Consider the following 9,409-nt stretch of genomic DNA (forward strand, 5'->3'; position numbering starts at 1 on the left):
ACTTGGCCTCATGAGCCAAGGTTTTTTGTTGCTCCACAATCTAACGTAAGGTGATTTCCGCGAAAAATCCAACCCGTAGGAGCCCGCTTGCGGGCGACGGGTGGGGGCACAATGACGCGATTCCGGCAGGTCACGTCGCCCGCAAGCGGGCTCCTACGGGGCTTGATTCTTGATAGCGTCTTATTCGGAAATCGCCTAAAGTCCGACAGGCTGCTAGGTCAACATCACGCCAGCGCAGGGCTTGCAGGTTGCCCACGCGCAACCCGGTGTGAAAGGCGGTCAGGATCAGGGCCGGCAGCCGCCCCCAACGGGTATCCAGGACACGCGCGACCTTCAGCAGCCGTTCGACTTCTTCGGGGCGTAGGTAGCGGTTGGGGTCCAAAGGCTCCGGGGCCTTCTCGATCCCACGGGTCGTCGGTACATGGGCGCGCGGCAGCAGCCGCAAGCGACGCGCGTACTTGAAGATGCTCTGGAGTTGGAAGACATAGCGGTTGCAGGTGGACCCGGCCAGCGGAACACCCGCGGCGGCGGTGTCGTGACCGCGACGGGGGACCAACCGACCGCGTTCGGCCAGTCGCACCAGGGCGGCGTCAACGTCCTCGGGAGTGATCGCGGACAGTTCTCGGCTTCCCAGGCACTCAACCCAGAAAGCGAGCCGACCGAGCGTTGCCCGGTCATGTTCGCGCGATGCCACGAAGGCATCCACGACGGCGGAGAGGGTAGCCATTGCGATTCCTCGGCAGTGCAAAACGATCAGAACCCTTTCGCAAGGGTTGCATGGTCGCCGTGGGGGCGCGCTACCTGAGAAAAATCAATGCTTTACAAGAAAATTGGAGCGGGAAACGAGACTCGAACTCGCGACCCCAACCTTGGCAAGGTTGTGCTCTACCACTGAGCTATTCCCGCTTTAGAGCCCGTTATTTTACGAATTAACTTGAGCCTGTCAAGCCCGATGCGCGATTTTTTTTGTTCTCCTCGGGTCCGTGGGTGACCTGACCGGACAGACTCGGCCAGGCGGCGCGCAGGTAGAGGACCATGGACCAGAGGGTCAGCACCGCCGCGACATAAAGCAGGACCAGCCCGAGGCCGTAGGCCAGCGGACCGACGATGGAGTCATGCAGCAACAGCAGACAGATGGAGACCATCTGGGCGATGGTCTTGAACTTGCCGACCGCCGAGACCGCGACCTTGGCACGGGCGCCGATTTCGGCCATCCACTCGCGCAGGGCCGAGACGGTGATTTCACGGCCGATGATGACGATGGCCGGCAGGGCGAGCAGCGACCGCGGGTCCGCCTGGACGAGCAGGACCAGGGCCACCGCGACCATCAGCTTATCGGCGACCGGATCGAGAAAGGCCCCGAGCGGCGAGGTCTGACCCAGACGCCGCGCCAGGTAGCCGTCGAGCCAGTCCGTGAGCGCCGCCGCGCCGAAGGTCAGGGTCGCCGCGTAGGGCGCCCAGGGCGTGTCGATATAAAACACGGCGACAAACACCGGGATCAGGATGATCCGCAGCAAGGTCAGCAGGTTAGGAGTATTCCACATTCGCAGTCGCACTCAGGGTCCGGGAGTGTCCAGGTGAAAGGCGTCATGGATGCGCGCCGCCAGTTCGCGGCTGATGCCGGCGACCCGCGCGATGTCCTCGACCCCCGCTCGCGCCAGGCCGCGCAGACCCCCGAAGGCCCGGAGCAGTTGTTGCCGACGCTTGGGGCCAACCCCGGCGATCTCTTCCAGAACCGAGGCGGTCCGGACCTTGGCCCGCTGTTGGCGGTGGCCGGTGATCGCGAACCGGTGGGCCTCGTCGCGAATCTGCTGCACCAGGTGCATGGCCGGTGAGTCTGCCGGGAGTATAACGGGCGTCCCCTGCCCCAACAACCAAAGCTGTTCGGTACCGGGACGCCGGTCCGGTCCTTTCGACACACCGACCAGCAGGATGGCACCCAGCCCCAGTTCCTCCACGGCCTGCGCCGCCGCGCCCAGTTGGCCCCGCCCACCGTCGATGAACACCAAATCCGGCACCGGATACTCACCGTCCCTGACCCGCGTGTAACGCCGGGTCAGCGCCTGGGACATGGCACCATAGTCGTCGCCGGGAACGATGCCCGCGATGTTGAACCGCCGGTAGTCGGACGTGCGTGGACCGGTCTCATCGAACACCACGCAGGAGGCGACGGTGCGCTCCCCCATGGTGTGGCTGATGTCGAAACACTCCATGCGCCGCGGCAGTTCCGGCAGGTCCAAAGCCTCGCGCAGGGCGGTGAGACGCCGGGCATAGCCGGCCTGACTGCCGAGCCGGGACTTGAGCGCCACCTGCGCATTGCCTCGCGCCATCTCCAGCCAGCGGGCGCGCTCCGCCCGCACCCGTGACTTGATCTGAACCCGGTGTCCGGCCTGCTCAGCCAGGGCCGACTCCAGCAGTTCCAAATCGTCGGGCTCGGCCGAACAGACCAGTTCGGCCGGAATCTGCTTGTCCGCGTAAAACTGGGTGAGGAAGCCGGCGATCAGGGTGCCCTCCTCGGTCTCTTCCGGCGCCAGGGGAAAGAACGCCTTGTTGCCCAGATTGCGTCCGCCGCGGATGAAAAAGACCTGGACGCAGTGGACGCCGCCCTCCTGGGCCGTCGCGATGATATCCAGGTCGCCGCCCTCCCCGCTCACATACTGGCGCTCCTGAATCCGCTGCAGGGTCGCGATCTGGTCGCGCAGCACCGCGGCCCGCTCGAAGGCCAGCTCAGCGGCGGCCTGCTCCATCGCGGTGGCCAGTTCGCCGATGACCTCCTGGGTGCGTCCGTCCAGGAACTTGATGGTATAGGCGACATCCTCCGCGTAGACCGCTTCGCTCACCAATCCGACACAGGGTCCGGTGCAGCGCTTGATCTGATACTGCAGGCAGGGCCGCGAACGGGTGCGATAGAAGCTGTCCTCGCACTGGCGGACGGGAAACAGCCGCTGCAGGAGTTGCAGGGTCTCGCGCACGGCCGAGGCGCTGGGATAGGGTCCGAAGAAGCGCCCGGGCCCCTTGCGCGAGCCGCGGTAGAAGGCGAGGCGCGGAAAGGGGTCCTGGGTGCTCAGGTGAATGTAGGGATAGCTCTTGTCATCACGCAGCAGGACGTTGAAGCGCGGCTTCAGCGACTTGATGAGGTTGCTCTCCAGGAGCAGGGCCTCGCCCTCGGTGCGGGTGACGGTGACCTCAATGTCCGCGATCTGGCCGACCATAACCACCAGACGCTGGTTCAGCGCCCGGCTGAAATAGCTGCCGACCCGGCGCTTGAGGTTCTTGGCCTTGCCGACGTAGAGGACGGTGCCGGCCGCGTCCAGCATCCGATAGACACCTGGGCTCTGGGGGATTTGCGCCAGCCGTTCACGCGCGGCCACGGGCGCCGGCGCGCCGGCCGATTCCGGCGCCTCATTCACATCAGCCGCCATCACCCGCTGCAGCACCGCCCGGCTGGTCGCTGATCAGGCCATAGCGGAAGGCCAGCCGGGTCAGGTCGACATCGGTATGCACGCCCAGCTTCTCGTAGATACGCTGCCGATAGGTGCTGACCGTCTTGGGGCTCAGCGAGAGGGTGTCGGAGATGTCCTGCGTGCGTCGACCGTCCAGGATCATCAATGTGACCTGAAACTCCCGCGAGGATAGCTCGGTGAAGGGGCTGGCCGCCCCGCCCTGCCAATCCGCCAACATGCGCGCCTGCGCCACCGTGGAGTCGATATACGGACGGCCGCTTGCCACCAACCGCACCGCCTTCACCAACTCATCGGCCGGACAACCCTTGGTGAGATAGCCCATGGCCCCGGCCTCGCGCAGTTGGCTCGGAAAGGGGTCATCACCGAGCACGGTCAGGGCGATCACCCGACAGCTCGGCAGCAGCCGCAAGAGCCGACGGGTGGCCTCGATCCCGCCCATCCCGTGCGGCATCTGCAAGTCCATGAGACAAATATCCGGCAGCAGTTGCTTGGCCTGCTTGAGCGCCTCCTCGCCGCTTGCGGCCTCGCCGACCACTTCAATCTGGTCCTGCTCTTTGAGGATCAGCCGCAGGCCCGCACGAAACAGTGCGTGGTCATCGACGATGAGTACCTTGATCATGGTCGGGTCTCTCGGAGGACGATTTCGGCGGTGAGCATCGGCAAAAGCGCGACCCTCATGGTACAAAACGGATGCCGCGGGCTAAACCCAGCAATACCGGGGATATCGCGACCTCAGTCAACCCAGGCCCGCGCGTTACGGAAGAGCCGCAGCCAGGGGCCGTCCTGCCCCCAGTCGTCCGGCCGCCAGGAATGCTGAACCGTACGGAAGACCCGTTCCGGGTGGGGCATCATAATCGTCACCCGGCCGTCCGCACTAGTGAGGCCGGCAACCCCCTCGGGTGAACCGTTGGGGTTGGCCGGATAGGTCGCGGCGACCGCACCGTCATTCTCCACATAACGCACCACCACGCTGGAGCGGGCCGCCGCCAAGTGCGCGGCATCGCGAAATTCAGCCCGGCCCTCCCCATGCGCGACGACGATAGGTATCCGTGAGCCCGCCATGCCGGCCAACAACACCGAGCGGGAGGCCGGCACCTCGACCAGCAGGGTGCGCGCCTCGAACTGCGCGGAGCGATTGCGCACGAACCGCGGCCAATGGCCGGTCCCAGGGATCAGCTCGTGGAGATTGGAGAGCATCTGACACCCGTTGCATACGCCCAGGGCGAAGGTATCGGACCGCTCGAAAAATGCCTGGAACTGATCCCGTGCCCGCGCACTGAAGAGGATGGTCTTGGCCCAGCCCTCGCCGGCCCCGAGGACATCGCCATAGGAGAAGCCGCCACAGGCGGCCAGGCCGCGGAAACCGGCCAGGTCGACCCGCCCGGCCATGATGTCGGACAGGTGCACGTCCACGCACGCGAAGCCGGCGGCATGGAAGGCCGCGGCCATCTCCAGTTGGCCGTTGACGCCCTGATCGCGCAGGATGGCGATCGTCGGCCGCGCCCCACGCTCCAGGTAGGTGAAGGCGATGTCGTCCTCCGGATCGAAGGTCAGGATGGCGTTGAGACCCGGGTCCGGGGCCGCAATCCGCGCCTGCGCCTCGGCGACGCACGCCGGGTTATCGCGCAATGCCTGCAGCCGCAGACTGGTTTGCGACCAGCGCGCCTGGAGGCTCGCCCGCGTCGCGCGGTAGACCTCGGCCTGACGCCGGTGGATGCGGATCGCGTCGCCCTCGTCGAGGGTGCCGATGACCAGACTGTCGTCCCCCAGACCATGCTGGGAGAGGATCAGCAAGGCCTCATCGGTATCGGCGTGGCAGACCTGAATCACGGCCCCCAGTTCCTCGCTGAACAGGGCCGCCAGGGTATCCGGCCCGACCGGTCCCAGGTCCAGCTCAAACCCGCAGCGGCCGGCGAAGGCCATCTCACAGAGCGTGACGAAGAGTCCGCCGTCGGAGCGGTCGTGATAGGCGAGGATCAGACCCTCGGCACGCAACTCGGCAATCGCCTCGAAGAAGTGCCGTAACAGGTCCGGGTCATCGAGATCCGGTACGCCATCGCCGGCCGGATCGCCAAGCTGCGTATAGACCTGCGCCAACGCGGAGCCGCCCAGCCGATTCCGGCCCTGACCCAGATCGATGAGAATCAGGTCGGTGTCGCCCTGATCGGTACGCAACTGCGGGGTCAGCACGGCCCGCACATCGGTCACCGGGGCGAAGGCCGAGCAGATCAACGACAGGGGCGCCGTCATCGACCGCGCCGCCCCATCAGGCCCGGACCAGACCGTCTTCATGCTCATGGAATCCTTGCCCACCGGGATGCTGATCCCGAGTGCCGGGCAGAGTTCCAGGCCGACGGCACGCACCGTCTCGTAGAGTCGGGCGTCCTCCCCCGGGTGACCGGCGGCGGCCATCCAATTGGCGGACAGCTTGATATCGCCAAGCCGCGCAATGGGCGCCGCGACGATATTGGTGACGGCCTCCGCCACCGCCATGCGCCCGGACGCCGCGGCATCCAGCAAGGCCAGCGGCGCGCGCTCGCCCAGCGCCATGGCTTCGCCGGTGAAGCCCCGGTAATCACTGGCGGTGACCGCGCAGTCGGCGACCGGGACCTGCCAGGGTCCGACCATCTGATCGCGCGCCACCAGGCCGGTGATGCTGCGATCTCCGATGGTGATCAGAAAGGTCTTGTCCGCCACCGCGGGCAGCGCGAGCACCCGGCTGATCGCCTCGTCCAGGGAGATGGCGGCGAGCGCAAGCGGGGTGCGCGGCGGCGTCACCCGTTCCACCTGACGATGCATCCGCGGCGGCTTGCCGAACAGCAGTTGCATGGGCAGGTCGATGGGAGCATCACCGAAATGCGCGTCAGTCAAGCTGAGATGGTCGCTCGCCAGCGCCTCACCGACCACCGCGTAGGGACACCGTTCGCGTTCACAGATGGCCTTGAAGGTCTCCAACTGCTCGGCGGCAATCGCCAGGCAATAGCGCTCCTGGGCCTCGTTGCTCCAAATCTGCATCGGCGTCATGCCCGGCTCGGCATTGGGCACCAGCCGCAGCTCGAAGCGGCCACCGCGCCCGGCGTCGTGCACCAACTCCGGCAAGGCGTTGGACAGCCCCCCGGCGCCCACGTCGTGGATGAACAGGATGGGGTTGTCCTCGCCGCGGGCCCAGCAGCGGTCAATGACCTCCTGACACCGGCGCTCCATCTCCGGGTTGGCGCGCTGCACCGAGGCGAAATCCAGATCCGCGGCCGAGGTGCCCGAACTCATGCTGGACGCCGCTCCGCCGCCCAGGCCAATCAGCATCGCCGGTCCGCCGAGCACCACCACGGGCGTCCCCGCCGGCACCGGCCGCTTGGCGATGTGCTCGGCGCGAATGTTGCCGATACCGCCCGCCAGCATGATCGGTTTGTGGTAACCACGCGGCTCCGGCGCACCGTCCGGCCCCGGCACCGACTGCTCATAGGTCCGGAAATAACCGGCCAGATTGGGCCGTCCGAACTCGTTGTTGAAGGCGGCGGCACCGATGGGTCCGTCGAGCATGATCTCCAGCGCCGAGCAGATCCGCTCGGGCCGCCCGTGATCCTGCTCCCAGGGCTGTTCGAAGCCCGGGATGCGCAGATTGGAGACCGAAAACCCGCACAGACCGGCCTTGGGCCGGGCGCCAACCCCGGTGGCACCCTCATCGCGAATCTCACCGCCCGAACCGGTGGCCGCCCCCGGGTCCGGGGCGATCGCGGTCGGGTGATTGTGCGTCTCCACCTTCATGAGGATATGGATGGGTTCCTCGTGCTCCCCATAGACCCCGGTCTGCGGGTCCGGCAGGAACCGCCGCCCATCCCACCCCTCCATCACCGCGGCATTGTCGCGGTACGCGGAGAGTACGCCGTCAGGTGCCGACTCGGTGGTGTGGCGGATCATCTGGAACAGCGAGTGTGACTGAGGCAATCCGTCGATGGTCCAGTCCGCGTTGAAAATCTTGTGGCGGCAGTGCTCCGAGTTCGCCTGGGCGAACATCATCAGCTCCACATCGGTCGGATCCCGTCCGAGCGCCAAAAAGCTCGCCGTCAGATAGTCGATCTCGTCGTCGGACAAGGCCAAGCCGAGTTCGCCGTTGGCGCGCACCAGGGCGGCGCGTCCGCCGGCGCGCAGCCCCACCCGCGTGAGGGGGCGCGGCGCCGTGTGCGCGAACAGGCGCTGCGCATCCGCCGGATTGTCCAGAACCGTCTGGGTCATGCGATCGTGCAGCACGGCCGCCGCCCGCGCGCGGTCCGCCGCCGCCATGTCCGGCGCATCGAAGTCCAGGTAAAAGGCGGTCCCCCGCTCCAGCCGACGCACCGCCGCGAGCCCGCAATTAGCCGCGATATCCGTCGCCTTGGACGACCAGGGCGAGATGGTCCCCGGCCTGGGTACCACCAGGATCAACTGTCCGACCGGTGCCTGGCCCGGCAGACTCGGGCCGTAGCTCAACAAACGCTCCAGGACCACGCGTTCAGCGGGATCCAGTGGCCGGTCCAGATCGGCGAAGTGCACGAACTCGGCATACAAGGTCACGGGTCTGCCAAGCACCGCGGCGATCCGCCCCGCGAGCTGACTGAGTCGTGAATCAGGGAGCGCAGGGGCTCCGCGCAGGACGAGCATGGTGGGCTCCCAATCGATGAGCGGGATCAGAGGATGGCAGAGTCGCGATGATAACCGAAGCAGCCGGGCGCGCGATGCACCACGGCGCGCGGCCAGCAGTTCCAAATTTGGGTGGCCGCCGCCAACAGCGTGCCGGCCGCGAGGCTGATGGTGGATGCGCTGCGCTTATCCACCCTACAAAACCGGCTCCGCTGTAGGGTGGATAAGGCGCGCCGCATCCACCAGGGATCGCGCGATGCCGCCCAAATTGGGAATTGCTGGCGCGCGGCCGGGCATCGGACTGACGTACCCTGAGGTACCCTGGTGTGGCCAACAACCCCGATTCAGACGGTCAAGACGGGTTTGCGACGTGCACGCAGCGCATAGCCGGCCAGAGAGTCGGTGTAGGCTTGGGCCGGCTCCAGCACCCAACCGTTGTACGGCTGCGCATCCCCTGGACGCGCATGGCGCGGCGGGGTGTCTGCACTCAGCGTGAGCCGCAGCAGCGCGGACTCCCCCACGACGCGAACATCGGGCCGCACCTGGGAGTCGAACGCCCATCCGTGCAGCCTGGGACCAATCTCCTCGAAAATCAGCGCGGCGTGGACATATTCAGCCAGTGCACCGATCAGCAGCAGCCGCTTGTAATCAACCTCCGGATGGCAACCGCCGCGCCCGGGCAGCGTGGTGCCGGTCAATTCGCCGCGGCCGTCGAGATAGACGAACAGGTCATGCAGGGACTTCCAGGTCCCGGGGGGCGCCGGCTCATCAAAGCGGACAGCAGACTCCACCGCACTCCCCAACCCCTTGATGAGTTGCCGCAGCACCCACTCCCGATAGACCCCAAAACTCGCATGGCCGGCATAACGGGGCTGCCCCAGGTCCACCAGAAGGCGCTGGAGATTGCCGCACCAGGAACAGAGCACGCGCTGTTCCGGGGTGAACACACCCGCGTCACGGGGCCGCCCGGCACAGAAACCGGAACGGGGACGAACGGATTGGATCGCATCGACCTCATCCTTCAGGTCGCGAAGCATGGCGAGGCGCAACTCCGGCGCGATGACCTGATCACGAATCTGGTAGAGCGCGAGCAAGGCGGGGGGCGGTACGACGCGCGCTTCGCGTGGGTGCGGCCGTTCGAGCGCGGTCGTCATGGCTCACCCCCGGGTGCAACCTGTACCGCGACGGCGCAGCAGTTCCAAATTTGGGTGGCCGCCGCCAACAGCGTGTCGGCAGCGAGGCCAATGGTGGATGCGCTGCGCTTATCCACCCTACAGAACCGGCCCCGCTGTAGGGTGGATAAGGCGCGCCGCTCGGTGTCAGGGACC

The 9,409-nt window shown here is 66.5% G+C and carries 7 protein-coding genes and 1 tRNA gene; all 8 read right to left on the reverse strand.

What is annotated here, in order from left to right; all coding sequences use genetic code 11:
* Positions 1-130 precede the first annotated feature (130 nt).
* The 8 genes from QZY03_RS10985 to QZY03_RS11020 all read right to left on the reverse strand — a co-directional run bounded on the left by QZY03_RS10985 (position 131) and on the right by QZY03_RS11020 (position 9,235).
* Entirely contained in the window at positions 131-727 is a 597-nt protein-coding gene (locus tag QZY03_RS10985) for a hypothetical protein (protein ID WP_295580932.1), read from the reverse strand.
* Between the two features lie 104 nt (positions 728-831).
* A tRNA-Gly gene (locus tag QZY03_RS10990) sits at positions 832-906 on the reverse strand.
* Positions 907-929: 23 nt separating this feature from the next.
* Positions 930-1,544, reverse strand: a complete 615-nt coding sequence (gene pgsA / locus QZY03_RS10995; RefSeq protein ID WP_295580933.1) for a CDP-diacylglycerol--glycerol-3-phosphate 3-phosphatidyltransferase — start codon at positions 1,542-1,544, stop codon at positions 930-932.
* A 12-nt stretch (positions 1,545-1,556) separates the two neighbouring features.
* Positions 1,557-3,422: an excinuclease ABC subunit UvrC gene (uvrC, locus tag QZY03_RS11000; RefSeq protein WP_295580935.1), complete on the reverse strand. Its 1,866-nt coding sequence runs from the start codon at positions 3,420-3,422 to the stop codon at positions 1,557-1,559.
* Positions 3,412-4,083 (reverse strand): response regulator, encoded by a 672-nt coding sequence (locus QZY03_RS11005; RefSeq protein WP_295580937.1) that lies wholly within the window; start codon positions 4,081-4,083, stop codon positions 3,412-3,414. The genes uvrC and QZY03_RS11005 overlap by 11 nt, the downstream gene beginning before the upstream one ends.
* Positions 4,084-4,196: 113 nt before the next feature.
* Positions 4,197-8,102 carry a phosphoribosylformylglycinamidine synthase gene (purL, locus tag QZY03_RS11010; RefSeq protein WP_295580939.1) on the reverse strand — a complete coding sequence of 1,302 codons (3,906 nt, stop codon included), beginning with the start codon at positions 8,100-8,102 and terminating at the stop codon, positions 4,197-4,199.
* Positions 8,103-8,128: 26 nt separating this feature from the next.
* The gene (locus QZY03_RS11015; protein ID WP_295580941.1) at positions 8,129-8,275 is read right to left on the reverse strand and encodes a hypothetical protein; all 147 of its coding nucleotides are present in this window, start codon (positions 8,273-8,275) and stop codon (positions 8,129-8,131) included.
* A 150-nt stretch (positions 8,276-8,425) separates the two neighbouring features.
* Positions 8,426-9,235 (reverse strand): hypothetical protein, encoded by an 810-nt coding sequence (locus tag QZY03_RS11020; protein ID WP_295580943.1) that lies wholly within the window; start codon positions 9,233-9,235, stop codon positions 8,426-8,428.
* Positions 9,236-9,409 lie beyond the last annotated feature (174 nt).

The organism is uncultured Lamprocystis sp. (assembly GCF_903933125.1).
Classification (GTDB): Bacteria; Pseudomonadota; Gammaproteobacteria; order Chromatiales; family Chromatiaceae; genus Thiodictyon.